Annotated in this window: 24 protein-coding genes; 13 read left to right on the plus strand and 11 right to left on the minus strand. The window is 71.2% G+C overall.

All coding sequences use genetic code 11. The annotated features are described in order from the left end of the window. Positions 1-214 precede the first annotated feature (214 nt). From RJT50_RS02915 to RJT50_RS02925, 3 genes are all read left to right on the plus strand, one after another. On the plus strand, positions 215-1609 hold the full coding sequence (locus RJT50_RS02915) for a heme o synthase (protein WP_313695905.1): 1395 nt from the start codon (positions 215-217) through the stop codon (positions 1607-1609). 1 nt (position 1610) lies between these two features. Further along, positions 1611-2291, plus strand: a complete 681-nt coding sequence (locus RJT50_RS02920) for a DUF7546 family protein (protein WP_313693931.1) — start codon at positions 1611-1613, stop codon at positions 2289-2291. Between the two features lie 148 nt (positions 2292-2439). After that, the gene (locus tag RJT50_RS02925; protein WP_313693933.1) at positions 2440-2682 is read left to right on the plus strand and encodes an Rdx family protein; all 243 of its coding nucleotides are present in this window, start codon (positions 2440-2442) and stop codon (positions 2680-2682) included. A gap of 29 nt (positions 2683-2711) precedes the next feature. Here RJT50_RS02925 and RJT50_RS02930 read toward each other — a convergent pair whose 3' ends face one another. Both RJT50_RS02930 and RJT50_RS02935 read right to left on the minus strand, forming a co-directional pair. Further along, entirely contained in the window at positions 2712-3350 is a 639-nt protein-coding gene (locus tag RJT50_RS02930; protein ID WP_313693935.1) for a class I SAM-dependent methyltransferase, read from the minus strand. 102 nt (positions 3351-3452) lie between these two features. Beyond that, positions 3453-4448: an aldo/keto reductase gene (locus RJT50_RS02935; protein ID WP_313695906.1), complete on the minus strand. Its 996-nt coding sequence runs from the start codon at positions 4446-4448 to the stop codon at positions 3453-3455. A gap of 546 nt (positions 4449-4994) precedes the next feature. Here RJT50_RS02935 and ribH point away from each other — a divergent pair. From ribH to RJT50_RS02965, 6 genes are all read left to right on the plus strand, one after another. Beyond that, positions 4995-5405 (plus strand): 6,7-dimethyl-8-ribityllumazine synthase, encoded by a 411-nt coding sequence (ribH, locus tag RJT50_RS02940; RefSeq protein WP_313693937.1) that lies wholly within the window; start codon positions 4995-4997, stop codon positions 5403-5405. Beyond that, positions 5402-6553: a pyridoxal phosphate-dependent aminotransferase gene (locus RJT50_RS02945; protein WP_313693938.1), complete on the plus strand. Its 1152-nt coding sequence runs from the start codon at positions 5402-5404 to the stop codon at positions 6551-6553. The genes ribH and RJT50_RS02945 overlap by 4 nt, the downstream gene beginning before the upstream one ends. A gap of 148 nt (positions 6554-6701) precedes the next feature. Continuing rightward, the gene (gene nthB, locus RJT50_RS02950; protein WP_313693940.1) at positions 6702-7376 is read left to right on the plus strand and encodes a nitrile hydratase subunit beta; all 675 of its coding nucleotides are present in this window, start codon (positions 6702-6704) and stop codon (positions 7374-7376) included. 636 nt (positions 7377-8012) lie between these two features. Then, positions 8013-8648 (plus strand): nitrile hydratase subunit alpha, encoded by a 636-nt coding sequence (gene nthA / locus RJT50_RS02955; RefSeq protein WP_313693941.1) that lies wholly within the window; start codon positions 8013-8015, stop codon positions 8646-8648. Beyond that, positions 8645-9157 (plus strand): nitrile hydratase accessory protein, encoded by a 513-nt coding sequence (locus RJT50_RS02960; protein ID WP_313693943.1) that lies wholly within the window; start codon positions 8645-8647, stop codon positions 9155-9157. The genes nthA and RJT50_RS02960 overlap by 4 nt, the downstream gene beginning before the upstream one ends. Positions 9158-9233: 76 nt before the next feature. Continuing rightward, positions 9234-11225, plus strand: a complete 1992-nt coding sequence (locus RJT50_RS02965; protein WP_313693944.1) for a DEAD/DEAH box helicase — start codon at positions 9234-9236, stop codon at positions 11223-11225. On the opposite strand, the gene RJT50_RS02970 is transcribed toward RJT50_RS02965, so the two are convergent. Further along, positions 11222-12601 (minus strand): oxidoreductase, encoded by a 1380-nt coding sequence (locus RJT50_RS02970; RefSeq protein WP_313693945.1) that lies wholly within the window; start codon positions 12599-12601, stop codon positions 11222-11224. The two genes, RJT50_RS02965 and RJT50_RS02970, sit on opposite strands and share 4 nt — an antisense overlap. A gap of 124 nt (positions 12602-12725) precedes the next feature. On the opposite strand from RJT50_RS02970, the gene RJT50_RS02975 reads away from it, so the two are divergent. Continuing rightward, positions 12726-13571, plus strand: coding sequence for a formate/nitrite transporter family protein (locus RJT50_RS02975; RefSeq protein ID WP_313693947.1), 846 nt, complete (start codon positions 12726-12728; stop codon positions 13569-13571). Positions 13572-13638: 67 nt separating this feature from the next. On the opposite strand, the gene RJT50_RS02980 is transcribed toward RJT50_RS02975, so the two are convergent. The 6 genes from RJT50_RS02980 to RJT50_RS03005 form a co-directional block, all read right to left on the minus strand. Beyond that, complete coding sequence (locus RJT50_RS02980; RefSeq protein ID WP_313693949.1) at positions 13639-14871, minus strand: digeranylgeranylglycerophospholipid reductase; 1233 nt, start codon at positions 14869-14871, stop codon at positions 13639-13641. A 102-nt stretch (positions 14872-14973) separates the two neighbouring features. Continuing rightward, complete coding sequence (locus RJT50_RS02985; protein WP_313693950.1) at positions 14974-15474, minus strand: macro domain-containing protein; 501 nt, start codon at positions 15472-15474, stop codon at positions 14974-14976. A 331-nt stretch (positions 15475-15805) separates the two neighbouring features. After that, positions 15806-17974, minus strand: coding sequence for a S9 family peptidase (locus RJT50_RS02990; RefSeq protein ID WP_313693951.1), 2169 nt, complete (start codon positions 17972-17974; stop codon positions 15806-15808). A gap of 145 nt (positions 17975-18119) precedes the next feature. After that, on the minus strand, positions 18120-19007 hold the full coding sequence (locus RJT50_RS02995; RefSeq protein WP_313693952.1) for a DUF4349 domain-containing protein: 888 nt from the start codon (positions 19005-19007) through the stop codon (positions 18120-18122). Positions 19008-19153: 146 nt separating this feature from the next. After that, positions 19154-19507, minus strand: a complete 354-nt coding sequence (locus RJT50_RS03000; protein WP_313693953.1) for a VOC family protein — start codon at positions 19505-19507, stop codon at positions 19154-19156. Between the two features lie 8 nt (positions 19508-19515). Beyond that, positions 19516-20175 (minus strand): bifunctional 4-hydroxy-2-oxoglutarate aldolase/2-dehydro-3-deoxy-phosphogluconate aldolase, encoded by a 660-nt coding sequence (locus RJT50_RS03005; RefSeq protein WP_425499700.1) that lies wholly within the window; start codon positions 20173-20175, stop codon positions 19516-19518. A gap of 400 nt (positions 20176-20575) precedes the next feature. Here RJT50_RS03005 and RJT50_RS03010 point away from each other — a divergent pair, with 400 nt between their 5' ends. The 3 genes from RJT50_RS03010 to RJT50_RS03020 all read left to right on the plus strand — a co-directional run bounded on the left by RJT50_RS03010 (position 20576) and on the right by RJT50_RS03020 (position 22830). Next, the gene (locus RJT50_RS03010; RefSeq protein ID WP_313693958.1) at positions 20576-21616 is read left to right on the plus strand and encodes a zinc-binding dehydrogenase; all 1041 of its coding nucleotides are present in this window, start codon (positions 20576-20578) and stop codon (positions 21614-21616) included. Then, positions 21606-21950 carry a DUF7977 family protein gene (locus RJT50_RS03015; RefSeq protein WP_313693960.1) on the plus strand — a complete coding sequence of 115 codons (345 nt, stop codon included), beginning with the start codon at positions 21606-21608 and terminating at the stop codon, positions 21948-21950. Before RJT50_RS03010 ends, RJT50_RS03015 begins: the two co-directional genes overlap by 11 nt. 115 nt (positions 21951-22065) lie before the next feature. Further along, positions 22066-22830 (plus strand): alpha/beta fold hydrolase, encoded by a 765-nt coding sequence (locus tag RJT50_RS03020; protein ID WP_313695908.1) that lies wholly within the window; start codon positions 22066-22068, stop codon positions 22828-22830. A 54-nt stretch (positions 22831-22884) separates the two neighbouring features. Here the strand turns inward: RJT50_RS03020 and RJT50_RS03025 are convergent, their stop codons facing one another. Further along, positions 22885-23526, minus strand: a complete 642-nt coding sequence (locus RJT50_RS03025) for a DUF192 domain-containing protein (RefSeq protein WP_313693962.1) — start codon at positions 23524-23526, stop codon at positions 22885-22887. A gap of 54 nt (positions 23527-23580) precedes the next feature. Further along, on the minus strand, positions 23581-25419 hold the full coding sequence (locus RJT50_RS03030; protein ID WP_425499701.1) for an ABC1 kinase family protein: 1839 nt from the start codon (positions 25417-25419) through the stop codon (positions 23581-23583). Position 25420 lies beyond the last annotated feature (1 nt).

The following is a 25420-nucleotide window of genomic DNA, read 5'->3' on the forward strand; positions in this document are numbered from 1 at the left end:
CCACCCCCGCCGAGCCGCCAGTTCGCGCGTCTCACACCCGTTCGCGGCTCGCTGGCTCCCGCCCGTCCCGGTAGCGCTTCCCGCCGGCTCCCGCTCGTGTACCCGCTTGTCCGCGACCGCGACGTTCCCCGAAGCGGGGGGTTGATATGCGACGCGTGGATACCCCCCGCTAGTGCACACGAAGCGGCTCCCCGCCCTGCTCGCCGCGACGGCGATGGGGGTGTACCTCCTGCTGGTCGTCGGTGCCACGACGGCCGTCACCGACGCGGCGGCGGCCTGTAGCGCCTGGCCGGCGTGTGGCGACGGGCTCGCGGCACCGACCTCGCTCGCGGGGTGGGTCGCGCTCGGCCACCGCGCGGTCGCGCTCGCGGTCGGGGTGCTCGTCCTCGCCACCGGCGTCCTCGCGCTCCGCGAACGTCCGTCCGGCCGCGTCGCCGTCTCGCTCCTCGTTGCCGTCCTGCTCTACCCCCTCCAGTCGACGCTCGGCGCGTCGATCGCGCTCGGCGGCGGCGGCACGGTCGGCACCCTCGCGGGCGTCACGCTCTCGACCTCCGGGCTCCACCTCGTCGTCGGCCTGTTCATCTTCGGCGGCCTGCTCGCCGCGCTCGCGTGGCAACTGGAGGCCGAGACGGGCGAGCCGGACGGGGTCGCCGACACCCCATCCGACGGCCCGAAGCCGGCCGCCGAACCGATCGCCTCGACCGGCCGACCGACCCCGCCGACGTGGCGCGAGGCCCCGGTCCGGCGCGCGCGACTCACCGTCGGGGCGTACTTCCGGCTGATGAAGCCGCGGCTGATGTGGCTGCTCTGTCTCGTCGCCTCGGCGGCGATGGCGCTGGCCGGCGGTGCGGACCTCTCGCCCGCCGTCGTCGTCACGACGCTCACGGCGGGCGCGCTCTCCATCGGCGCGTCGGGGACGTTCAACCACGTGCTCGAACGCGACGTGGACCGGAAGATGCAGCGCACGAGCGACCGACCGCTCGCGGTCGACCTCGTCTCGGTACGGAACGCGACCGCGTTCGGCCTGCTGCTCACGGTCGTCTCGGTCGGCCTGTTCGCCTCGGTGAACCTCCTCGCGGCGGCGCTCGGGCTGACGGCGATCCTGTTCTACTCGGTCGTGTACACGCTCGTCCTGAAGCCGAACACGGTCCAGAACACGGTGCTCGGCGGCGCGGCCGGCGCGCTTCCGGCGCTCATCGGCTGGGCCGCGGTGACGGGGACGGTCGGGCTGGGCGGCGTCGCCCTGGCGACGTTCATCTTCCTCTGGACGCCCGCGCACTTCTACAACCTCGCGCTCGCGTACCGCGACGACTACGAGCGCGGCGGCTTCCCGATGATGCCGGTCGTCCGCGGCGAGACGGCGACCCGCCGGCACATCCTCTGGTACTTCGCGGGCACGCTCGCGGTCGGCGCGGCCCTCGTGGGGTTCGCCAGCCTCGACTGGCTGTACGCGCTCTCGGGGGTCGCGGTCGGCGCGGTCTTCCTCTGGACCATCGTCCGCCTCCACTACGAGCGCGACGAGTCGGCCGCGTTCCGCGCGTTCCACGCCTCGAACCTCTATCTCGGCACCGCCCTGCTCGCCATCGTCGTCGACGCGCTCGCCGTCTGAGATGGCTGTTCGGCTGGCGGGCCGTCGGGTCGACGTCTCCCGGGCGGACCTCCTGACGGCGACGCTCGTCGTCAACCTCGAACTCGCGCTGGCGGTCGCCTACTTCGCGGTCACGAACGCGAGGCTCACCTCGCCGCTGTTCACGCTCTACGGGCTGGTCTGGGTGAACGCCGCGCTGCTGGTCCTCGCGCGGTACTCGCCACCCGGCGGCACGGCCTCGGAGCGACGTCGTGCCGGCGTCGTTGCCGTCGGCTACCTCGCGCTCCTGGCCACGTTCGGGGGCGTCGTCGGCCCCCCGACGCCCACGACGCCGACCGGCCTCGGCGTCGCGCTCCTCCCGCCCGGCTGGGGGCCGGCACTCACCTACGGCGGGACCGTCGTCGCGGCGGTGTTGATGCCGGCGAAGGTGCTCGGCTACGCGGCGCTGGCGTACCTGCTGTACGGGACGGTCGTGGAAGCCTCCGGCGCGGGCGTCGCCGGCCTGCTCGGAATCTTCTCGTGCGTCTCCTGTGCGCTCCCCATCCTCGCCACGGTCGTCGCCTCGACGCTGGGCGGTGGCGGCGCGCTGCTGGCGGCCGCCGCGGGCGTCGGCTACGGCCCCTCGACGCTGGTGTTTCTGGTGACCGTGGCGCTGCTGTGGTGGCGGCCGGGGTTCGATGCGATCGCTGCGTGGCGGTCCTGAGCGACTGGACGCGGTACTGCTGGCTCGGGGATGAATCGACAGCATGGGGCTTTCGAGGCGGTCACAGCAGCAGTGGCTCGGGCGCTTCGATCCGATCCCCCGAATGTGCCACGAGCTTTAGGGCGTCCCGCGACAACACGAGAACGGAATGACCGAAGTCGAAATCGAGTACTGCGTCCCCTGCGGGATGCTCGGCCGCGCACAGGACATCCAGCAGGATATCCTCGAGGAGTTCGGCGAGGAGGTCGACCGCGTCGCGCTCGTCACGGGCGACGCCGGGGTCTTCGAGGTGCGCGCGAACGACGAGGTCGTCTTCGACAAGGAGGCCGACGAGTTCGATCGGGCCGCCATCGTCGACGGCGTCCGCTCGCACGTCGGCGCGACCGCGTAGGGACGACCCGCAAACGCCCCACCGTCGTCTCACTCGCCCCGCTTCTGAGCGGTCAGAAACAGCCAGGCTGCGTCGTCGTCTCCCTCGGCCAGTTCGTCCGCCACCAGTTCCTCCTCGACCACCTCGAAACCGGCGGCCCGGAGCTGTTCGCGGGTCTCCTCGACGCCAGGAAACGACCACTCCATGCGCGCGCCTCCCCCGAGCCAGTCGTCGTTCGCGCCCGCCCACCCGTCAGAGTTCGCGGTGAGCAGCAGTTTCGCGTCCGGGCCCGTGATGCGCCCGAACTCCCGAACCACGGCGGGATGCTGCTCGGTCGGGACGTGGATGAGCGAGTGGAGCGCGGTGAGGGCGTCCGCGCTATCGTTCGCCACGGGGAGCGCGGTCATGTCCGCCTGCAGGAGGTCGGCGTCGGTGGCCTCGCGGGCGTATCGAAGCTGTTCGATCGAGAAGTCGAGCCCCGCGGCGTCGACGGCGTCGGGGAGGCGATCGAGCACCGGAGACCCCTGTCCGCAGCCGACGTCGAGCAGTCGGCTCCCGTCGGGCAGCGAGTCGAGGAACGACTCGACGAGTGGGGCCTCCGGGGGGTCGCGCGACTTTCCGTAGTCTCCGGCCAGCGCGTCGTAGCCCTCGCGGACCGTCCGCCGCTGGGCGTCGTCGTCGTCGGTCACTATCCGTCCCTGGACGAGTGTCGACAAGTGCCTTCGGGTGGTCCGTCGGTCGATGACACCGGCGGGGAGCCCCGCCACGACGCGACCGCTCGGCGGGGGACGCTACTCGACGTCCGGTTCCGCTTCCCGCGCGTCGGTGATTCGTCCTCGCTGGTCGTCCGAGAGCGAGATGGTGACGGCGCCGAGGTTGTCCTCGAGCTGGTCGACCGTCCGAGCGCCGACGATCGGGATGCAGGCGTAGTCCGGGCGCTCGACCAGCCAGCGGAGCGCGACCTGGGGCGGCGTCGCGTCGAGTTCGTCTGCGACCGACCGGATCTCGTCGAGGACGCGCCAGCTTCGCTCGTCGACGTAGTACTCCTGGAACGAGTCGACGAGGTCGGCGCGCGAGCCCTCCGGGCCGACCGCGGAGCCGTCCTCGGCGCGCTCGTACTTCCCGGTGAGGAAGCCGCCGGCGAGCGGGGAGTACGGGCAGACCGCCAGATCCTGATCGGCTGCGACGTCGAGGTACTCCTCCGTGTCGCGGTAGGCGGCGTGGAACAGCGGCTGGGTCACCTCGAACCGTTCGAGGTCGTGGACCTCCGACTTCCAGAGCATCTTCGTCAGCTGCCAGGCGGCCATCGAGGAGGCGCCGAGGTAGTTGACCCGGCCGTCCTCGACCAGCCCGGAAAGCGTCGAGAGCGTCTCCTCGACGGGCGTCTCCTCGTCGAACCGGTGGACGTAGTAGACGTCGAGGTAGTCCGTGCCGAGCCGGTCGAGCGTGCCCTCGATCTGCCGGCGGATGTGCGTGCGCGAGAGGCCCGAGCCGTTGGGGTTCTCGGGGTCGAAGCCGAAGTACACCTTCGAGGCGAGGACGAACTCGTCGCGGTCGCGCCCGGCGAGCCAGTCGCCGACGTACTCCTCGCCGGTGCCGTTCGGGTCGCCGTACACGTTCGCCGTGTCGATGAAGTTCCCGCCCGCGTTCGCGTAGGCGTCGAGCAGGTCGTGGGCCTCTCCGCGGTCGGTCTCGACGACGCCGTCCGAGCGCTTGCCGAAGCGCCAGGTGCCGAAACAGAGCTGCGAGACCTTCGTTCCGGTCGAGCCGAGTCGTCGGTACTGCATGTCGGTGGTCATCGGTTTCCGGTTGGGTTCGCGGTGACTAAAACGCGGGTGCTCCGGCGAGATGGGTGCTCCTCGGAGAGTCCTCGGACCGTCGTGCTTGCAGTGGCTGTGACGGAGTCGAATCACTACCCCTGGCGGTGATTTCTGCCTCGCCCTCCCCAGCCGATTCGCTCGCTGTCGGCGCGCCACAGGGGCGCGCCGGCTCGCTCACCCCTCGCGCGCGTCGACTCACCCCACGAAGGGGGTTTGCGTCGCGCGCGCCACCCGCCAGCACGCGTCGACCACTCACCTGCTGCCAACTCACCCGCCGGCTGACCGGGCGACCGTCACGGCCGACCAACCGATGGGTGGGACTGAAACGAGCCGCGGGGGCTTTCGCGGTCTACACCACGGCGTTCTCGGGCCCGCGAACGACCAGCTACCGTTCCGGCTACTGGAGTTCCCGCACGAAATTCCGACGAACGCTGCTCCACACCGAACCGAAGCCGATGGGCGACATCGGCCCCGAGCGGTACGCCTTTCACCGGCGACGCCGACCGCTCGCGTATGACAGTCACACTCGGACTGGTGGTGGCACGCTTCAACGCGTCCGTCACCGAGCCGATGGCCGAAACCGCCCGGGAGGCGGCCGAGGACCGCGGCGTCGAACTCGCCGAGACCGTCGAGATACCGGGAGTGTACGACGCGCCGCTCGCGGCCGACCGCCTCGCGCGCCGGGACGCAGTGGACGCCGTCGCCGTCGTCGGCGCCATCGTCTCGGGCGACACGGACCACGATCGGGTCATCGGCCACGCGACCGCGCGGAAACTGACCGACGTGAGCCTGGAGCGGGACAAGCCGGTCACGTTCGGCGTCTCGGGGCCGGGCCAGAGCGGGGCCGTCGCGCGCGAACGGATCCACAAGGGTGCGGAGGCCGTCGACGCCGCGGTCGACCTCGCGGAGGGGCTCCCGGCATGACGGCGTTCGACTTCTCCGCGCGCGTCGAGCGCGTCGAGCCGTCGGCGACGCTGGCGATCAGCAACGCCGCGACGGAACTGGAGGCCGACGGGATCGACGTCGTGAACCTCTCGGTGGGCGAGCCCGACTTCCCGACGCCCGAGAACGTCGTCCGGGCCGGCAAGGAGGCGATGGACGCCGGGAACACCGGCTACACCTCCTCGAACGGGATCCCGGAGCTGAAGGGCGCGATCGCCGACAAGCTTCGCGCGGACGGCGTGGCGGCCGACGCGGACGACGTGATCGTCACGCCCGGCGCGAAGCAGGCGCTCTACGAGGTCGTCCAGACCCTGATCGACGACGGCGACGAGGTGGTCCTGCTGGACCCCGCGTGGGTGTCCTACGAGGCTATGGTGAAACTCGCCGGCGGCGACCTCGGCCGCGTCGACCTCGCGCCCCACGACTTCCAGCTCGAACCCGCGCTCGACGCGCTCGGCGAGGCGGTCTCGGACGACACCGAACTGCTCGTCGTGAACTCCCCGGCGAACCCGACGGGCGCGGTGTTCTCCGAGGCCGCGCTGGAGGGCGTCCGCGACCTCGCGGTCGAGCACGACGTCGCCGTGATCTCGGACGAGATCTACGAGCAGATCACCTACGGCGTCGAGCCGACGAGCCTGGCGAGCCTGGACGGGATGGCCGACCGCACGATCACCGTGAACGGCTTCTCGAAGGCGTACTCGATGACCGGCTGGCGGCTCGGCTACTTCCACGCGACGGGCGACCTCGTCTCCCAGGCCGGCAAACTCCACAGCCACTCCGTCTCCTGTGCGACGAACTTCGTCCAGCACGCCGGCGTCGAGGCGCTCTCGAACACGGAGACCGCCGTCGACCAGATGGTCGAGGCGTTCCGCGACCGGCGCGACCTCGTGCTCGACCTGCTTGCCGACCACGGCGTCGAACCCCCGGAACCGGACGGCGCGTTCTACGTGATGCTTCCGGTCGACGAGGACGACGCCGCCTGGGCCGAGTCCGCCATCCAGGACGCCCACGTCGCCACGGTCCCCGGCTCCGCCTTCGGCGCGCCGGGCTACGCGCGCATCTCCTACGCCGCGAGCGAGGAGCGCCTCCGCGAGGGCGTCGAACGACTCGCGGAGCACGGCCTGTTCTGAAGGCGGGCGACGAATGGCTCCGCCGTCGGTCTTTCGTGTCCCCCGTGACCGGGGGCTTTCGCGGTCGTGGTGGCGGTTGCGGTCGGGGTTCCGTTGACCGTGCCAAGAGTTGACAACGTTTTAGACCGGACGGCGCGACGAACCGATCATGGACGGCATCCACGACGTCGGCGGGATGGACACCTTCCACGACCTGCCCGCCGACGAACCCGACGACGCCAGCCCGTTCCACCACGAGTGGGAGGGCGTCGTTCAGGCGCTCTACCTCGCCGGCCTGGGGTCGGACACGTTCGAACTCGACCGCTTCCGGTACGAACTGGAGAGCCTCGACCCGGAGTACTACCTCGGGACGCCGTACTACGAGCGCTGGTTGACTGCGGCCGAATCGCTGTTCGCAGAGGCCGGCGTCGTCGATGCCGACGAACTGCTCGAACGCGCTCGCGCCATCGAGGCGGGCGAGGCCGAGGCGACCGAACGGACCGACCCCGAGCGCCTCCCGGAACTCCTCGAGGGCGTCCGCGAGGTGTACATGAGCGGGCGCGACGGCGGGGAGCCAGCGTTCGAGGTGGGCGACCGGGTTCGGGTTCGAAAGGAGCACCCGAAACGGCACACCCGCTGCCCGCGCTACGTCCGCGGCGCGGAGGGCGAGGTCGTGGCGTATCGCGGGTCGTACGTCTACCCCGACGCGAACGCACACGGCGAGGAGCGGGCCGAGCCACTGTACAACGTCCGCTTCGGTTCTGGTGAGTTATGGGGCGAGGCCAACACTGACGGGGACTGGTTGCACGTCGAACTCTGGGAACCGTACCTGGATTCGGTCTGAGTTCTCCGTCCGGCGGACTACGAAACCTCCCCAACTGTCAGCTCCTGCGTCGGTTCATTCATCGTTTCGACCGCCTCGCCAGACCCCGTGGCGCTATCTATTGGAACTTGTTCGGTTGTCGTGACCACCGCCTCGAAAGCCCCCGTGGCGCTGGACTCGGTGCGGCCGCTGCGCTCCTCAGTCGCTCGCTTCGCTCGCTCCCTGCGGTGCTTGACGGTCCGCGCCGTTCACGAGAGCAAAGCTCTCGTGAGCTCACGAGACGCCGTGCGTCTCGTGAACGTCGTCCAGCGCCGCGGCCCCTTTCAGTCCCACCCACCGCACCCGCACCGCAGCCACGGCCTCCCCAGCCGACGAGGCCCCTCCCTCCGGTCGGGACCTCGCCTTACCTCGGAGCACGCTCCTCGGAACTCACCCTCGTGGTTCGAAAGACGCCAGGGCGTCTTTCGTCATCACGAAAATCTCCGATTTTCGAACGACTGCGCTCGCGTGAGCCTCGCACGAGCGGCCGCGCTCCGCGCGGCCGCCGCGCGCCAGGCGGCTGATCTCGTATCGACGCCCCGAAGCGTCCACGTTCGCGGCCGTTCGCGGACCACCCCGAGGCCAACGGCTAAGTCCGCGCGACCGCCACCGACTCACATGAAAGAGGACGCGGGAGAACGAACGAGCACCGCCGCGCGTGACCTCCGCGACGTCGACCCACAGGCGCGGGCGCGGGCGCTCCAGTCGCTGCTCGTGGAGGAGGGCATCCTGAGCACCGACGCCGTGGACGAGGTCGTCTCCACCTACGAGAGCGAGGTGGGACCGATGAACGGCGCGCGGGTCATCGCGCGGGCCTGGACCGACCCCGACTACCGCGAGCGGCTGCTCGAGGACGGCATCTCGGCGGTCGCCGAACTCGACATCGGCGTCAACGACGAGGTGATGGAGCTCCGGGTCGTCGAGAACGCGCCCGACGTCCACAACGTCGTCGTCTGCACGCTCTGCTCGTGTTACCCCTGGGCCGTGCTGGGCCTCCCGCCGACGTGGTACAAGTCGCCGGCGTACCGCTCCCGCGTCGTCGACGAACCGCGGGCCCTCCTGCGCGAGGAGTTCGACACCGACCTCCCGGATTCGGTCGACGTGGAGGTGTGGGACTCCAACTCGGAGATCAGGTACATGGTGCTTCCACAGCGCCCCGGGGGGACCGACGACCTGAGCGAGGACGAACTCGCCGACCTCGTCACGCGGAACGCGATGATCGGCGTCGAACGGCTCGGGGGTGTCGAGGCGTGAGCGCCGGGGACGACCGGCGAGGCGCGGGCGAGCGGGACCACCGACGACCGCTCGGCGACGGCGATTCGGACGGCCCGACGTTCGCGGAACCGTGGCAGGCCCGCGCATTCGCGCTCGCCGTGGCGCTCACCGACGAGGAGGAACGGGACCGGAACTGGGACGACTTCCAGGGGGAACTCGTCGCGGAACTCGACCGGACGCCCGGCGCCGACGACGGCGACGAGGACGACTACTACGGCGCCTGGCTCGCGGCGCTCGAACGGTTCCTCGTGGAGCGCGACCTCGTCGACCCCGACGCGTTCGCCGAGCGCGCGGCCGAGTTCGCGGGCGGCGACCGCGACGCCCACGAGTTCGTCGAGGGCGACCCGCACGCACACGCCGACGGCCTGCCGGACGGCCACGCCGACGGGTCGGACCACCATCACGAGCACCTCCAGCACGGCGGCGACGGACACCACCACGTCGACCATCGGCGCCACGGCGACGGCCACGCTCACGAGGGCCACTAGCGCCGTCTCGGTCGCGACCACTGACGCCACGGTCCACGACACGTTTTTACCCGATACCGACCCAGTACCGCCAACCGTGCGCGTCGACTCCCTCCCGCTCGCTCCCCAGTTCGTCGACCACTTCCGGGAGGAGGGTATCGAGGAACTGTACCCGCCGCAGGCCGCCGCCGTCGAGGCCGGCGTCTGCGAGGGCGACAACGTCGTCGCCGCCATCCCGACCGCCTCGGGCAAGACGTTCGTCGCCGAACTCGGCCTGCTCACCGCCGACGGCCCCGGCCTCTACATCTGCCCGCTCCGCGCGCTCGCCCGCGAGAAGTACGAGGAGTTCGACGCCCTGCCCGGCGTGGACGTCGGCATCTCGACGGGCGATTACGACTCCGCGGCGAGCGACCTCGCCGACCACGACGTCGTCGTCGCCACCTCCGAGAAGGTCGACTCGGCCATCCGGAACGGCGCCGACTGGGTCGCCGACCTCGCCTGCGTCGTCGTCGACGAGGTCCACCTGCTCGGCGAGGCCGAGCGCGGCCCGACCCTGGAGGTGACGCTCGCGACGCTCCGCCGCCGCGCGGGCGACGCCCAGGTCGTCGCGCTGTCGGCGACCGTCGACAACCCCGAGGCCGTCGCGGCGTGGCTCGACGCCGAACTCGTCGAGTCCGAGTGGCGACCCGTCGACCTCCGGACGGGCGTGTACGCCGAGGCGTCCGTCCGGTTCGACGACGACACCGAACTCGCGGTCGACGGCATCGACGTCGACGACCCCGCGAGCGAGGCCGACGCCGAGGCGACCGCCGCGCTCGTCCGCGATGCGGTGGCCAACGGCGGGCAGGCGCTCGCGTTCGTCCGCTCGCGGCGGGAGGCCGAACGGCTGGCCGACCGTCTCCGACAGGCGGGGCTCGCCGAGGCGGCCGGCATCGGGGTGGAAGCGGCCGCCGTCGCCGAGGAGGTCCGGGACGCCGGCGGCACCGACGTCGGCGAACGGCTCGCCGAGAGCGCCGCCTGGGGCGTCGCGTTCCACCACGCGGGCCTCCGCTCGGAACACCGCGCGGTCGTGGAGAACGCGTTTCGGGACCGCCGACTTGCGGTCATCTGCGCGACGCCGACGCTCGCCGCCGGGGTAAACGTCCCCGCGCGCCGGGTCGTCGTCCGGGACCAGCAGCGCTACACCGGCACGGGGACCGAGTGGCTGCCCGTCCTCGAGGTCCACCAGATGTGCGGGCGCGCCGGCAGGCCGCACCTCGACCCCTACGGCGAGGCGGTGCTCGTCGGCGACGCGGACGACCGCGACGAGCTCTGGACGCGCTACGTCGAGGGCGAATCCGAGGCCGTCGAGTCACAGCTTCGCGACCGGGCCGCGCTCCGGACCCACACGCTCGCGCTCGTCGCCACCGGCATCGCCGGCTCGCAGGCCGGCGTCCTCGACGCGCTCGGCGGGACGTTCTACGCCTCGCGGACGCCGAACCCGGATCTGGGGGGCGTCGTCGGCGACGTGATCGCCGAACTCATCGACATGGACATGCTCGAACCCGACGGCGACGGCATCGCCGCGACGCCGCTCGGCTCGCAGGTGTCCAGACAGTACGTCAAGCCCGCCACCGGCCGCGACCTGGTCGCCGGCATCCGAACCGCGGCGGCGATGGACCCCGGGGACGTGACCGCGCTCACCGCGCTGGAACTCGTCTGTTCGACCCCGGACATGCACGACACGTACCTCGGCGAGCGCGAGCGGGCCGCCATGTACCAGTTCGCCCGCGAGCATGACGCCGAGTTCACGACGGGGATGCGGGAGGCAGACGACTTCGAGGCGTGGCTCGAGTCGGTGAAGACCGCGAGAATCCTCGCCGAGTGGGTCGAGGGCGCCACCGCCGAGGAACTGGTCGAGGGGTACCGCATCGGCCCGGGCGACCTCGAATCACGAATCGAGCGCGCGGAGTGGCTCCTCGGCGCCGCCGAGGCCATCGCCGACGTCGTCGACGTCGAACTGCCGGCGCTCGAGTCGACGCGGGAACGGCTCGTTCCCGAGGGTGCCGCGCCCGATGAAACGGTCGAGTCGGTCGACCCGAACAGCTAATCGGACCCGTCCGGGCGGTCGTACTCGTCGGCCGCACGACGCTCCCCCACGCGGCCCAGCACGGCCGGCGTCCGGCAGACGCCGGCCTCGCCGGCGGCCTGCGGGACGACGCAGTTGTTGCAGTTCTCGCAGGCGACCGCCACCTGGCCGTCGGTCGCGTCCCCGGACCCGCCCGTCCCGTCGCGTGCTGCTGCACCGGATCCGGTCGCCCGGTCGAGCAGGCGGGCGGGCAGCCGCGGTTCCGCGTAGAACGGTCGTCCCATCCCGACGGCGTCGCAGGCGTCGCCGAGGAGTCGGTCGATCGTGGCCCCGTCCCGGACGCCGCCCTCACAGAGCACCGGCACGTCGACGCGCTCGCGGACCCGCCGGCAGAGCGCCTCGTTCCACGCCGGGTCGAACCCGTAGCCCAGCGACTCGACCCAGTTCGCCAGCGCGACGAGCGCCGCGCGCGGCCGGGAGCCGAAGGCGGCGGCGTACCCCTCGCGGAACCGCTCGTCGCGCCAGGACCGGGCCGGAAACTCGCCCCTGACGATGCTCATGTCCCAGAAGACGGAGCCGGAGACGGGGACGAGCGCGTCGTAGCCGGCGGCGTCGAGCCGCTCGCAGAGCCGGACGCAGTCGTCGGCCGAGAGCCGGCGGCGGACGAACGGCGGCGCGTCGGTCTCGGCGGGCACCTTGGTCATCACCGGGACGTCGCCGGCACGGTCGCCGATCTCCTCGCGAACGAGTTCGAGGAAGCGCGCGCCGTCGCCGAACTCGTCGTCGCGCCGGTTGTAGAACGGGGAGAGGAACTGGTGGACGATGCCCATGTTCGCGCCGGCGAGGTGAATCAGGTCGTAGCCGGCGTCGACCGCCATCGCCGCGGAGCGGCCGAAGTCGGCCGCCAGGTCGTACACCTCGCTCGTGGAGAGCACGTGCGGGTCGTACGAGAGGAGTCCCGCCCCGTCGAGTGCGCGAAGGACGAACGGCGGCTCCGAGACGGCGAGCTGGTGCAGGTCCGGATTGGCTCGGCGGAACTCGCGGTGCCACGTCTCCATCGAGCGCAGCCCGCCGTGTTCGAGCTGGACGGCGATCTTCCCGCCGTGGGCGTGGATCGCATCGGTGAGCCGCTCGAGTTCGGCGACGAACTCCGGGTCGTGGACGCGGGTCATCCCCGGCGCGGCACAGCCGCCCTCGGGCCGGACGATGGTCGCCCCCTGGCAGACGAGCCCCGCTCCGGCCGCGGCGGCCGGCTCCAGTTCGGCGACGAGCGCGTCGACCGCGCCGGGGCCGTTCCCGGCGCACTCGAGCAGCGGGGCGCGGTAGAGCCGGTTCGGGACGGTGACCCCGCCGATCTCGAACGGCGTGTCGAGCGCCGGAGGTCGCGCGTTTGCCATCGGCCCTCGTTCGGACCGACGACGGTTCAAGCCACCTGTGGTCCGTGCGGGAAGCCACGCGGTCGTCGCGGTACCCCCGCGACCGGCCCACCGAATTAACCCGCCTCGCGGCGAATTCGTCCCCATGGACTCGGCCGACTCGTCGGACGAGAGCGACCCGTCCGGGGCCACGCTCTCGTATCGGAACATCCTCGAGCGGGAGATGGAGAACGCGCTCCGGGAGATGGACCGCCCCCTGTCGGGGCTGTTCCTCTCGGGCGTCTCGGCGGGGTTGAACCTCAGCTTCGGGGCGCTGTTCATGGCGCTGGTGCTGACGCTCTCGGGCGGGTTCGACTCGGCGCTGGTTCGACAGACCGCGCTCGCGGCCGCCTCCTCGGTCGCGTTCCTGTTCGTCGTCGTCGGGCAGACGGAGCTGTTCACGGCCCACTCCACGCTCGGCGTGCTGCCGGTGCTCGACGGGCGCTCCTCGACCCGCGACCTCGGTCGGCTGTGGGCGGTCACGTACGCGTCGAACCTCGTCGGCTGTGCCGTCTTCTCCGTGCTGCTTGCCGGCGTCGTCGCCTCGCGTGACGTCGTCTCGGCCACGGCGTTCGGCACGCTCGCCGGGGCGCTCGTGCCGCTATCCTGGTGGGCGATACTGCTGAGCGGCGTGCTCGCGGGCTGGCTGATGGGGCTCGTGACGTGGCTCTCGGCGGCCAGCCGCGACACCATCGGTCGCGCGGCGTTCGTCCTACTCGGCACGGGCGCCATCGGGTTCGGCCCGTTCCACCACAGCATCCTCGGCACGACGGAGGTGCTGACCGCGCTGCTGCTGGGGCAGGGAATCACGGCCGGGGGCTTCGGCCACTTCCTGCTCTGGACGACGCTCGGGAACGTCGTCGGCGGGACGGTGTTCGTCGGACTGCTCAACTACGGCCACGTCGCGCTGGTCGGCCGCGACGTCGATCTCGAACCCGAGGAGGAGGCGTGACCGAGGACCTGAGAGATGGCCGCCGGAGCCGGGTCGGTGAGCGGCCCGCGACGGGTCCCGTGGCGACCTACCCCAGATAGCGGTTCCGGAGGTACTTCGCCAGTAGCGGCGCGTCGCCCGGCCTCAGCAGGTTCAGGATGGCCCGGACGTTCCCCTGGTTCGCCTTCGTGAGCGTGTCCGGTCCGAGCCGGTTCAGGTCCGCGACCAGCCGGTCGTACCGGTCGTTCGAGGCGAGATAGAGCAGTTCCGTCATGACCAGCCGCGTCCGGGCCTTCGGCGCGACCTCGTCGTGCCAGAGCCGGTCGTACACGGAGACGGCCTCGGCGCTCGTGTCCGGCTCTTCGGGGGTGAGGCAGGCGTCGACCGTGGCCGCGGCGGCCCGGCCCGAGCGCATGCACTTGTCGATTCCCTCGCCCCACAGCGGGTCGAGCGTGGGCACGGTGTCGCCGATGGCCATGAAGCCGTCCGTCGACATGCTCGTCGGCGGCTGGATGTGCGCGGAGCCGCGGTGCTGCTTCCCTTCGAGGCGCTCCGCGTCCGCGAACCGGGGGTCCGAATCGACCCAGTTGGTGAGGTAGTCGTCGATGGTGAAATCCTCGCGGGCGTTCTCCCGGTGGGCCGCGTTCTGGATGTAGCAGACGCCGACCTTCGCGGTGTCCCCGCCCGTGTGGAACAGCCACGAGTAGCCGCCGGGCGCCATCCGATGGTCGAGCCTGAGCATCATCGCGTCGGTCAGGTTGGCGTAGCCGTCCGGGTCCACGTCGACGCCCTCGTACTCGTACTCGACGCCGATGGCCTGCTTCTCCCGCTGGAGGTCGACGACGCCGAGTTTCTTCGCCAGCGGGGCGCTCGGCCCCGTGGCGTCGATGATCACCTCGCCGCGCACCTCCTCGTCGCCGTCGTAGACGACGCCCACGATCTCGCCGCCCTCCATCAGCGGCTTCGAGACGCGCGCGTCGAAGCGGTACTCGGCCCCGTCGGCGCGACCCTCCTCGACGAGCCAGTTCTTGAAGTCGGCGAACTCCAGGACTGCGCCCGACTGCGTCCGGTCGAAGTGACCCGTCGGGGACTCGATGACGACGCTGTCGGTGAAGTTCATCACCACGTCGTCCGGCACCCCGAACGAGGTCATGGTGGAGGGGAACGTCCCCGCCGTGGACTTGTTGCTCCTGCTCGGGAACTCGTCTTCGCCCTCGGTCTCGAGGACGACCACGTCGTAGCCGCGTGCGGCGATGTCGCGGGCACACTGGGCCCCCGCTGGCCCCGCGCCGGCGATCACCGCGTCGTATGTCTCACTCATGGATATGGCTGCGGACTGGACGCCCGCGACGCTGGATTAGCGGCTTCTTCTCGTCGGCCCCTGTAAGGTATTCCCATTTGTCCGTCGGTGCCCGAGTGGCGATCAGTTCGTCCCGACCGAGTTCCGAATCGTCCGATGCTCCCCGTCCGAGTACGCGATGAACCGGACGTCGCGGAGCGAGTCGGGGTCGAACCCGCGGATCTCCTCGGCGATGAGCCGCGCCCCCTCCCGGAGGTCGAACCCCGCGACGCCACAGCCGAGCGCCGGGAGCACCAGCGACTCACAGCCGCGTTCGTCGGCCGCGGCGAGCGCGTTCCGCGTCGCCTCGCGGATGCTCCCCTCGGTTGCCTTCCCGTCCCCGTAGTGGGGCATCGCGGCGGCGTGGATCACGTACCCGGCGTCGAGGCCGAACGCGTCGGTGACGGCGACCGCGCCGAGGTCGACCGGTCCCAGTTCCATCGCGGCCTCGTTCAGTTCCTCGCCGCCCCGTTCTCTGAGCGCGCCGGCCACACCGCTGCCCATCCGGAGGCTCGTGCCGGCCGCGTTCACGAGCGCGTCCGCCGACTGGTCGGCGATGTCGCCCCGGACGACGGTGAACTCCATGCCTGTCGTGTTTGGACGTCGGGCGGAAAATCGTATCGTCGGTTGGGTGTGGTGCAGTTCTGGATCGGATGTCGGTTCTGGTAGCTAGATCCGGTGGCACCGTCTCGAAAGCCTCCGCGGCGACCGCTCCAGGAGCTAGTTCGGCCGTCGTGACGCACTCCTCGAAAGCCCCCGCGGCCCCGCTCAGTCCCACCCGACGCACCGCATCCGCACCACGGCCTCCCCAGCCGACGAGGACCCTCCCTCCGGTCGGGACCTCGTCCCTCGCGCGCGGCTGCTCGCTTCGCTCGCCGTCACGCGCGCCGGAGAGAAAAATCGACCGCGCCGCGTCCTACTCCTCGTCGGCCCGTCCGTGCGGATCCGTCGCGTCGGCCGAATCCACTGCGGGGTCGTGGCGCTCGTACCACGCGGTCAGTTCCTCCAGGCGGTGGATCGCCCGGTCGGGCGTGCCGATGTCGTGGTGCTCGTCCTCGTAGAGAATCAGTCGCGCGTCGACGCCCTGGGCCTTCGCCGCGACGTAGAGCTGTTCGGACTGCGAGGGCGGGCAGCGCCAGTCCTCCCCGCCCGCCGTGACGAGCAGCGGCGTCTCGATGTTGCCCGCGTCGGTGATGGCCGAGGAGGCGTCGATCTCCTCGGGCACCTCCCACGGGTAGCCGTACTCGTTTTCCATCCAGAGGTGCGCGTCGTCGGTGCCGTACGCCGACCGGAGGTCGTAGATGCCGTGCTCGGGCGCGGCGGCGGTGAACAGCTCCGGCTCCTGGGTGACGAGGAAGCCCTGCGCGATGCCGCCGTAGGAGAAGCCGTAGCCGAACACGCGTTCGGGGTCGACCCAGCCCCGCTCGACCATCGACGCCACGCCGTTGGCGACGTCGGTCACCTCGTGGGTGCCCCACTGGCCGTGGAGCGCCTCGCAGAAGTCGCGGCCGAACGAGGAGCCGCCGCGGTAGTTCGGCCGGAGGACGACGTACCCCCGCGAGGTGAGCACCGCGTGGTCGAACGAGAAGACCGGCTCGTCGTAGCTCACCGGCCCGCCGTGGATGGCGACGACGAGCGGGTGGTCGCCGTCGGCCGGGTCGACGTCGGGGTCGTGGTACACGATTCCCGAGATGGACTCGCCGTCGCTCTCCCACTCCACGCGCCGCGCCTCGGGCATCGCGTACTCGTCGGTGAGGCCGGCGTTCACCGCCGAGAGCCGGACGAGCGAGTCGGGCTCCTCCCCCGCGCCGGCGTCCAGGTCGGTGGCCGAGTCGGCCCCGGAACCACCGGCGAGGTCCGCGGTGTCGACCGCGTACACGTCCTGGCCCTCGCCCGGGTGCGAGAAGGTGAACGCGGTCCGCTCGTCGCCCACGTCGACGGTCGCCAGCGCGCGACCGTCGCCCTGCGCCTCGAACGTGCGGTCGACCGCGCCGTCGGTCGAGACCCGCACCAGCCGGGTCCGGGCCTCGTCGCCGATGGTCGTGTACAGCGTGTCGTCGTCTGCCCAGTCGAGCGGCGCGCCGCGGGCGAGCGTCCGGTCCAGGTCGGCCGTCAGCGACTCGGAGCCCGCGTCAGCCTCGTCGGCGGTGACGTGCGCCTGCGTCGGGATGCACCAGTTCACCGGGTCGCCGCCGGCGAACGCCAGCCGTTCTCCCGAGGGCGACCACGAGGGGGAGTCCACCGAGAGCTCCGAGTCCGTGAGTTTCCGCAGGTCGCCCCCGCCGGGGTCGACCGTGAACAGGTCCGTGACGAGCGTCGCGTCCCCGTCCTCGCCGTGGTACGCGCAGAAGGCGATGCGGTCGGTCGGCCCCCAGGCCGGCTGGAGTCCACTCAGGTCCGCGAACGCGCCGCCGTCGTGGGCGCCCTCGAGTTTCTCCGCCTCGCCGGAGTCGACGTCGACCATGTGGAGGTACGTCCGGACGGTGTCGGTGTAGCCGACGCCGTCGAGCTTGTGCTGGAGGCGCTCGGTCTCGAGCGGGCCGCCCTCCGTCCGCTCGTCGAGGTAGGCCGACTCCTCGTCGGTCGGGTCGCGCGCGGCGACGACGAGCCGCTCGCCCTCGGGGCCCCAGTCGAACTCCTTTGCACCCTCCTCGAACTCGGTGACCTGGCGGGCGTCGCCGCCGAGCGCGAGGTCGAACAGCCACACCTGCTGTTTCGGCTCCTCGTCGTCGCCCGCCTGCCCGCCCGGCTCGTCCCCGGCGTCGTCCCCGTCCGTCCCGTCATCCGCGTCCGATTCCGCGTCGTCCCCGCCGACGCGTCGTTCGGTGTCCTCCTCGCGCGGGGCGAGGAACGCGAGCCGGTCGCCGTCGGGCCCCCACGTCGGGCTTCCCGCGCCCGGGACCCGGGTGAGCCGGTGGGGCTCGCGCGAGCCGTCGGCCGGAACGACGAACAGGGAGGCGACGCGCTCGTCCGCGTCGGCGTCGAACTCGTCGGCCAGGTACGCGACCCGGTCACCGTCCGGGGAGAGGACGACGTCGAGGACCTGCGTCAGGTCGTAGTAGGCGTCGATGGGGAGTTCGCTCATCGCCCGTGGGTGGGCCGCGCCGTCGAAAATAGCTTCCCCAAGCGGCCGTCGCGGCCGCTTCGGCCGTGCGTCCGACGTCGCCCCGTCAGCGTCGTCCGCCCGCGCTCACCGTTCGCCCACGACCGCCATCGCTTCTCCGCGACCGCTACCGGATGTCGGGTCCGCGCAGGTACAGCGCCACGACGGCGACGGCGGGAATCCCGACGAGCATGGCGTACGGCAGCGCGTACGCCGAGAACACCACGAGCGAGCGGACCAGCACGACGACGCCGTTCACCGACGCGAGGAACGCCTGGAGCAGCGGCGTCTCGTGGAACTCCGTCCGTTCGAGCGGCTGGGGGTCGGGTCGGGGCTCCTCAAGCCGAACCGTGATGGTGCTGTAGGCGACCTGCCGTTCGAGGCTCTGTAGCTGCGCCTCGGTGCGTTCGATCTCGGTCTGGACGTCCGAGAGCTCCCGCTGGACGGCCAGCACGTCCTCGGTGTCGTTCGCCCGCTCGTACAGTTCCCGGAGGCGGTCCCGCTCGGCGCGGAGGCTCTCCAGTCGCGCCTCGAGGTCGACGATCCGGTTCGTCACGTCGTTCGTGTCCTCGGTCGAGCGGAGCACCGTGCCGGTGCCGTTCACCGCCGCCATCGCGCCCGAGTAGTTGCCGGAGGGCACCCGCAGGGTCACCGTGCCGACGGTGTACGTGTCGTTGCCGCTGCCCCGGACCTCGCGGCTCGCGTCGCCGACGTAACCGCCCCGCTCCTGGACGGCCCCGGTGAGTCGCTCGCGGGCCGTCCCGTAGTCGTCGACCCGCAGGGTCACTTCGGCGGTGTAGATGATCTCGCGGTTCTGGATGTTGGCCTGGACGCCCGCGCCCGCGTCCTCGGCCTCGCCCCCGGACCCGCCGTCGCTCGCGGGCGTCGACTCGGGCGCGCCGGTCGTGCCGCCGGCCTGGGGACCCATCCCGGCGTCGCCGCTTCCGGCACCCGAACAGCCGGCGAGGACGACCGCGAGGACGCAGACGACCGCGAGGAGGTGTCTTCGGCGCATACCCCCCAGTCCAGTTCGACCGTCCTAATGATTCGGAAATATGAAAGAGCCGTTTGACCCATCGTGCGCGCGTCGGTGGTACGCCCGCGGGGGTCGGCGTGGCACCCGTCTCCGGCCGTCCTCGACGCGCGCAAGCCGGTCGCCGATCAGCCCAGCGAACCGTCGTCCGCGAGGAACGTCTGGAACTCCGCGGTCCGGCCGTCCGGGTCGTCCGCGAAGAACTGGTAGATGTCGTACGTCTCGTTGACGTGGGGCCCCTCGCGGGCGGCGTCGCCGACGCGGTCGTGCATCCGGTCGACGCCCTCCCGGTCAGGGTACACGAACGTGAGGATGCCACAGTTTTCCGTCCCGTCGGCGTCACAGAAGCCGAACCGGAAGCCGTCGAACGAGCAGATGGTGCAGCCGGGCTGTTCGAGCCACACGTCCGCGCCGACGACGTCGGCGTACCACTCGACGACCGCCGGGCGCGACTCGGTGCGGAAGAAGACGATGCCGGACATCCGGCCCGCTACCGCGCGTCCTCGATGACGCCGCGGAACGTCCGGGCGCGCTCGGTGATCGCCCCGAACTCGCCGGCCTCGACCGCCTCGCGGTCCACGAGCGCTGAGCCGGCACCGACGGCGACCGCGCCGGCCTCGACGTAGGCCCCGGCGTTGTCCGGCGAGACGCCGCCGGTCGGGAGCATCGGGATCTGTCCGAGCGGCCCCTTCATCGCGGCGACGTGGTCAGGACCGAGCGTCGTGGCGGGGAACACCTTCACCACGTCCGCGCCGGCCTCGTAGGCCTCGACGGCCTCGGTCGGGGTCATGACGCCGGGCGCGACGAGGACGCCGTAGCGGTTGCACGTCGCCACCACGTCCTCGTGGAACGACGGCGAGACGACGAACTCCGCGCCGGCGGCGATGGCCGACTGGGCGGTCGCCGCGTCGAGCACCGTGCCCGCGCCGACGAGCACGTCGTCGTCCAGTTCCGCCGAGAGCGTTCGGATCATCTCGGCCGAGCCGTCGGTGTCGGCCGTCACCTCCAGCGCGGTGACGCCGCCCTCCACGAGCGCCCTCGCGGTGTCCACGACCGTCTCCGACTCCGCGCCGCGCAGCACGGCGACCACCCCGCTCTCGCGCAGCGTTTCGAGCGTACTCATACGCGAGTGAACTCTCGCGCCGGCCATAAACTCGGGGGTTGCGGGCCACGTTTTGCCCGAAGTCGGCACGAGAAGAAGGGGGGAGTTCCCGGACGGCGCGCGGCGGTCGCGCGCCAGCGCGACCGCTCGTGCGAGGCTCACGCGAGCGCAGTCGTTCGAAAATCGAAGAGTTTCGTGATGCTGTCGGATTCCGACGGAATCCGACCGCTGACGGGAAACCGTCGGTTTCCCGTACTGACGAAAATCCACGATTTTCGAACCACGAGCGGGAAGCGCACAGCAGCTGTCGCGGAAGCCGAGCGCCGCGGGGACTTTCGAGACGGACGAACCGACGACCGGCCCGACGGACGAACGGTTTCGAAAACCCACACCCATCAGCATCGCCGCGGGGGGTAGGGTTTAGTCCCCGGCCGCGTCAACACGACCCATGCAGGCAGTCCAGTTCTCGGAGCACGGCGACCGCGACGTGATCGAGTACGGCGAGTTCCCGGACCCGGAACCCGGGCGAGACGAGGTGCTCGTCGACGTGAAGGCGGGCGCGCTGAACCACCTCGACGTCTGGACGCGAAAGGGCCTCCCCGGCGTCGACCTGGAGATGCCACACATCCCCGGCAGCGACGGGGCCGGCGTCGTCCTCGAGACCGGCGAGGACGTGACCCGGTTCGAGGAGGGCGACCACGTCGCCGTCAGCGCCGGCGTCTCCTGTGGCGTCTGTGAGTTCTGCCGCGACGGCGAGGAGTCGCTGTGTGTCCGCTACAGCATCATCGGCGAGCACCAGCGCGGCGTCCACTCCGAGCGGACCGTCGTGCCCGAGGACAACCTCGTCCCCGTTCCCGACCACGTCGACTGGGAAATCGCCGGCTCCGCGTCGCTCGTGTTCCAGACCGCCTGGCGGATGCTGCTCCACCGCGGCGGGCTCGAACCAGGCGAGAAGGTCCTGGTGCTCGGCGCCTCGGGCGGCGTCGGCCACGCTGCCGTCCAGATCGCCGACCACGCCGGGGCCGAGGTGTACGCGACCGCCTCCACCGACGAGAAACTCGCCTACGCCGAGGACTGCGGCGCGGAGCACGTCATCAACTACGAGGCCGAGGACTTCGCCGCGGAGATCCGCGAGCACACCGGCCGCCGCGGCGTCGACATGGTCGTCGACCACGTCGGGGCGGCGACGTGGCGCGACTCGCTGAAGTCGCTGGCGAAGGGCGGCCGCGTCGTCACCTGCGGGGCGACCACCGGCGGCAATCCGGAGACGGACATCAACCGCATCTTCTGGAACCAGCTGTCGGTCATCGGCTCGACGATGGCGACGCCGGGCGAGGTCGACGACGTGCTCGAACTCGTCTGGGACGGCACGTTCGAACCACGCATCCGCGAGGTGCTGCCGATGTCCGAGGCCGCACGGGCCCACGAGCTGCTCGAAAACCGTGAGGGCTTTGGCAAGGTGGTCGTAAGACCGGACAGTGAGCTCTGAGCGCGCGAGGACCGGACGCGCCGTCGGCGACGGCGCGGGAGCCGGGAACGGCGAGGAGGGGACCGGGGACGACGAGTTCGCGGTCGACGCCGACGGCGGCTACGTCCACCGCCCGGACGGCCCCCCGGAGTCCCCCGACGGGGTCGGCTGGACGCTCGTCGCCGTCGTCGTCCTCGCGTTCCTCGTGATCCCGGGCGTGATCTACCTCCGGCCCGCGACGCCGGGCGAGTTCGGTTTCGGCTTCCTCGTCTCCATGCTCGTCCTGCCGATGGTGCCGGCGGCCCTGCTCGGCGCGACCGCGGTCTGGAGCGCCGTTCGGGACCGCGGGGACTGATCGACGGGCGTCCCGGCGGTACGTTTTCGCCCCCGGCGAGGCCCGGTACGTCGAGGCGAACGACCGCCGGTTCCACGTCGTCGAGGCGGGCCCCGCCGACGGCGACCTGCTCCTCCTGCTCCACGGGTTCCCCGAGTTCTGGTACGGCTGGCGCGACCAGATCCGGCCGCTGGCGAACGCGGGCTACCGCGTCGTCGTCCCCGACCAGCGTGGCTACAACCGCAGCGAGAAGCCCGACGGGGTGCGCGAGTACGACCTTGGAGCGCTCGCGGCCGACGTCACCGGATTCATCGACGCCTACGGCCGCGAGACCGCCGCACTCGTCGGCCACGACTCGGGCGGCGTCGTCGGCTGGTGGGTCGCCATCCACCACCCCGAGCGGCTCTCGGCGTTCGTCGCCGCCAACGCCCCGCACCCGACGGTGATCCGGGACACCCTGCGTAGTGATCCGGAACAGCTGCTGAAGAGCTCCTACGCGGCGTTCTTCCCGCTCCCGGCGCTCCCCGAGGTCGTCAGTCGCGCGCTGAACTGGCGGCTCCCGACCCGCATGATGCGCGCGTCGGCGATGCCGGGCACGTTCTCGACGGCCGACTTCGACCGCTACCGTGCGGCCTGGTCGCGGCCGGGCGCGTTCACGGCGATGCTGAACTGGTACCGGGCCGCCGCCCGGGAGCGTCCGAAGCCGAACTCGCCCCGCGTGAGCGTGCCGACGCGGATCATCTGGGGGACCGGCGACGGGTTCCTCAAGACGCGCATGGCCCACGACAGCCTCGCGTACTGTGCCGACGGCCGGTTCTCGCACGTCGACGAGGCGACCCACCGGGTCCAGCACGAGCAGCCGGTCGCGGTGGCGGACCTCATCCTGGACGAACTGGCGTGATCGCCGAGGGGTCGCGGCGGGCCGCGGCGCGGGGAGGAACCCGAGCGCCCGGGTTCAGAGCTCGAACTGCAGCACGTCGCCCGCCTCGACCCCGCGCTCGGTCGTCCAGTCGTAGTTGACCTCCAGCACGTACTGCCCGCGACCGGGGTACCGCTGGTCGTTGCCGTCCTCGTTCGGCCCGGGCGCCTCTGCGTGGTGAATCTTCGTGATCGTCCCGTCGGCGTCCGCGTAGACGATGTCGATGCCGAAGTCCATCCGCCGCATGACGAAATTCCGGTCCCCCACCCCCCCGAAGACGAACAACATCCCGCGGTCCTCGGGGAGCGACTCCGTGTCGCTGAGTCCGAGACGCCGGAGTTCGGACGTGTCCGCGATCGCAGCGGCGACCGCCCCCAGCGTCTCGCCGTCCGCGGTCACCCGGACCTCCGTGGTCTCGTATCCGGGGTGGACCGGCGTGGACTCGGTTCCCGCGGCGTCGGTTCCGGTCGAGTCCGTCCCGGTCGGGTCGTCGGTCCCGGACGAACCGTCGGTCGCGTCCGGCGATCCGGTTCCCGTGGGATCGGCCGACCGTGTCGGTTCCCGCGTCGCCGTCGCTCGCTCGTCGGCCGAACAGCCGGCGAGCCCGGCGGCGAGGGCAGCGCCCAGCCCTCGCAGGTACCGCCGTCGGCTCCGGGCGGAACGTCGTCGATCACTCATTCGGTAGCCGGGTACGGCTCCGGCCGTGAAAAACTCGCGCCCGGAGCCGGGGAGTCACTCGCCCCGCACGTCGCTTCCCTCGCCGGCCTCGCCGACCTCCGCGCGGTTCGAGGCCCCCGGGAGCATCGTGCCGTCGCCGCCGTTTCCGCCCGGCCCGTCTCCGCCGTACCCATCACCGCCGTACCCGTTTCCGTCCCCGACATCGTCGGCGGGCGGCCCCCGTTCGCGCATGCTCTGTCGGGTGAACTGCGGCCGGGCCTGGATGCCGCGGCGCTTCGTCCGGAACGAGCGGTAGAGGAAGAACGCCATCGGGAGCGTGAGGAGGACGATGCCGACGGCGAGGTACGTCTCGAGCGTCGTGTCGCCGAAGGAGTAGATGATGGAGGCGGACAGCAGGCCGACCGCGGTGAGGATGGAGTAGGCGAGTCGCTTGGCCAACTTGTCGATGATGCTGCTCTCGTCGGTCAGCGTGACGTTCACCGTCAGGTCCTCGCGCTGAACCGAGTCGAGCACGGAGTCGAGCTTCGGCGGAACGGTGACGGCGGCCTCCGCGCTCTCTCGGATCCGGTTCACCGCGTCGCGCACGAGCCGCTCTGCGGTCTCCTCCAGATAGCCCTGCTTCTGGAGGAAGTCAGTCGCCACCTCGATGAAGTCGAAGTTCGAGTCGAGCGTGACACAGACCCCCTCGACGACGGTGGCGACCCGGAGGACGAGCGCCATGTTCTGGGGGAGCCGCAGCGGGAAGTCGTAGATGGTCGACTCGACCTGTTCGATCACCTGCTGGACGCGGTACTGCTCGATTTCCTCCCCGCGCACGTCGGCGATGGCCAGTTCCATCACGTCGGCCATGACGGCGCGGTCCGCCTCCGGCGAGAGCGTCCCCATCGCCACCAGCGCGTCGAGGATGCCGTCGATGTCCTGGTTGGCGATGGCGACGTAGAAGTCGACGATGCGGTCCTGGACGAACGGGTCGACGTGGCCCGACATGCCGAAGTCGTAGAAGATGATGCGCCCGTCGTCGGTGACCGAGAGGTTCCCCGGGTGCGGGTCGGCGTGGAAGGTGCCGTCCTCGATGATCATCTGGAGGTACACCTCCTGGAGCGTCCGCGCGAGGTCGGTGCGGTCGATGCCGGCCCGGTCGAGCGCCTCGACGTCGCTGATCTTGATGCCCGGCCGGTACTCCATCGTGAGCACGCGCGGGCCCGAGGCCTCGCCGACCGTCCGCGGGATGACGATGCGGTCGTCCTCGGCGAAGTTGGCGCGGATGGTTTCGAGCATCGCCCGCTCGCGCTCGTAGTCCATCTCCTGGTTGATCGTCCGGTCGAACTCCTCGGCGAGGTTCTCCAGCGAGAACGACTGGCCCTGTCCGACGAACCGCGAGATGACCGGCAGGGACCACTTGATCACCCGCAGGTCGGCGTTCACGAGCGCTTCGATGCCGGGCCGTCGGACCTTCACCGCGACCTCCCGGCCCTCGTAGGTGCCGACGTACACCTGGCCGAGGCTCGCCCCGGAGATTGGGTCGGCGTCGAACTCGTCGAACGTCTCCTCGACTGGACCGAGTTCCGATTCGAGCACCGTCCGCGTCTCGTCCCACGGCGCGGGCGGCACCTCGTCCTGGAGCGTCGACAGCACGTCGATGTACTCGGGCGGGAGCACGTCCGGCCGGGTCGAGAGGATCTGGCCGAGCTTGATGAACGTCGGTCCGAGCGTCAACAGCGTGTCGAGCAGCACCCGGGCGCGCTCGCGGCGCATCCCGGGCGAGACGTCGCGGGACCCCCCGAACAGGAGGAAGCGGCGGCGGTCGCGTGCGTAGGCGACGATGAGGGGGAGAAAGCGATACACCACCAGCGGGAACCGCCAGTAGGCGCGGGGAGAGACCAGCGTGACCACC

The organism is Halobaculum sp. XH14 (assembly GCF_032116555.1).
Taxonomy (GTDB): domain Archaea; phylum Halobacteriota; class Halobacteria; order Halobacteriales; family Haloferacaceae; genus Halorarum; species Halorarum halobium.

Bases quoted from the DNA above. Each gene is read 5' to 3' on its own strand.
- RJT50_RS02990 (WP_313693951.1), bottom strand. From the start codon at position 17,974: ATGAGCGAACTCCCCATCGACGCCTACTACGACCTGACGCAGGTCCTC.
- RJT50_RS02980 (WP_313693949.1), bottom strand. From the start codon at position 14,871: ATGAGTGAGACATACGACGCGGTGATCGCCGGCGCGGGGCCAGCGGGG.
- RJT50_RS02975 (WP_313693947.1), top strand. From the start codon at position 12,726: ATGGACTCGGCCGACTCGTCGGACGAGAGCGACCCGTCCGGGGCCACG.
- RJT50_RS03000 (WP_313693953.1), bottom strand. From the start codon at position 19,507: ATGTCCGGCATCGTCTTCTTCCGCACCGAGTCGCGCCCGGCGGTCGTC.
- RJT50_RS02985 (WP_313693950.1), bottom strand. From the start codon at position 15,474: ATGGAGTTCACCGTCGTCCGGGGCGACATCGCCGACCAGTCGGCGGAC.
- RJT50_RS02915 (WP_313695905.1), top strand. From the start codon at position 215: ATGGGGGTGTACCTCCTGCTGGTCGTCGGTGCCACGACGGCCGTCACC.
- RJT50_RS02995 (WP_313693952.1), bottom strand. From the start codon at position 19,007: ATGCGCCGAAGACACCTCCTCGCGGTCGTCTGCGTCCTCGCGGTCGTC.
- RJT50_RS02945 (WP_313693938.1), top strand. From the start codon at position 5,402: ATGACGGCGTTCGACTTCTCCGCGCGCGTCGAGCGCGTCGAGCCGTCG.
- ribH (WP_313693937.1), top strand. From the start codon at position 4,995: ATGACAGTCACACTCGGACTGGTGGTGGCACGCTTCAACGCGTCCGTC.
- RJT50_RS02935 (WP_313695906.1), bottom strand. From the start codon at position 4,448: ATGCAGTACCGACGACTCGGCTCGACCGGAACGAAGGTCTCGCAGCTC.
- nthA (WP_313693941.1), top strand. From the start codon at position 8,013: ATGAAAGAGGACGCGGGAGAACGAACGAGCACCGCCGCGCGTGACCTC.
- nthB (WP_313693940.1), top strand. From the start codon at position 6,702: ATGGACGGCATCCACGACGTCGGCGGGATGGACACCTTCCACGACCTG.
- RJT50_RS02970 (WP_313693945.1), bottom strand. From the start codon at position 12,601: ATGGCAAACGCGCGACCTCCGGCGCTCGACACGCCGTTCGAGATCGGC.
- RJT50_RS03025 (WP_313693962.1), bottom strand. From the start codon at position 23,526: ATGAGTGATCGACGACGTTCCGCCCGGAGCCGACGGCGGTACCTGCGA.
- RJT50_RS03005 (WP_425499700.1), bottom strand. From the start codon at position 20,175: ATGGCCGGCGCGAGAGTTCACTCGCGTATGAGTACGCTCGAAACGCTG.
- RJT50_RS03010 (WP_313693958.1), top strand. From the start codon at position 20,576: ATGCAGGCAGTCCAGTTCTCGGAGCACGGCGACCGCGACGTGATCGAG.
- RJT50_RS02925 (WP_313693933.1), top strand. From the start codon at position 2,440: ATGACCGAAGTCGAAATCGAGTACTGCGTCCCCTGCGGGATGCTCGGC.
- RJT50_RS02920 (WP_313693931.1), top strand. From the start codon at position 1,611: ATGGCTGTTCGGCTGGCGGGCCGTCGGGTCGACGTCTCCCGGGCGGAC.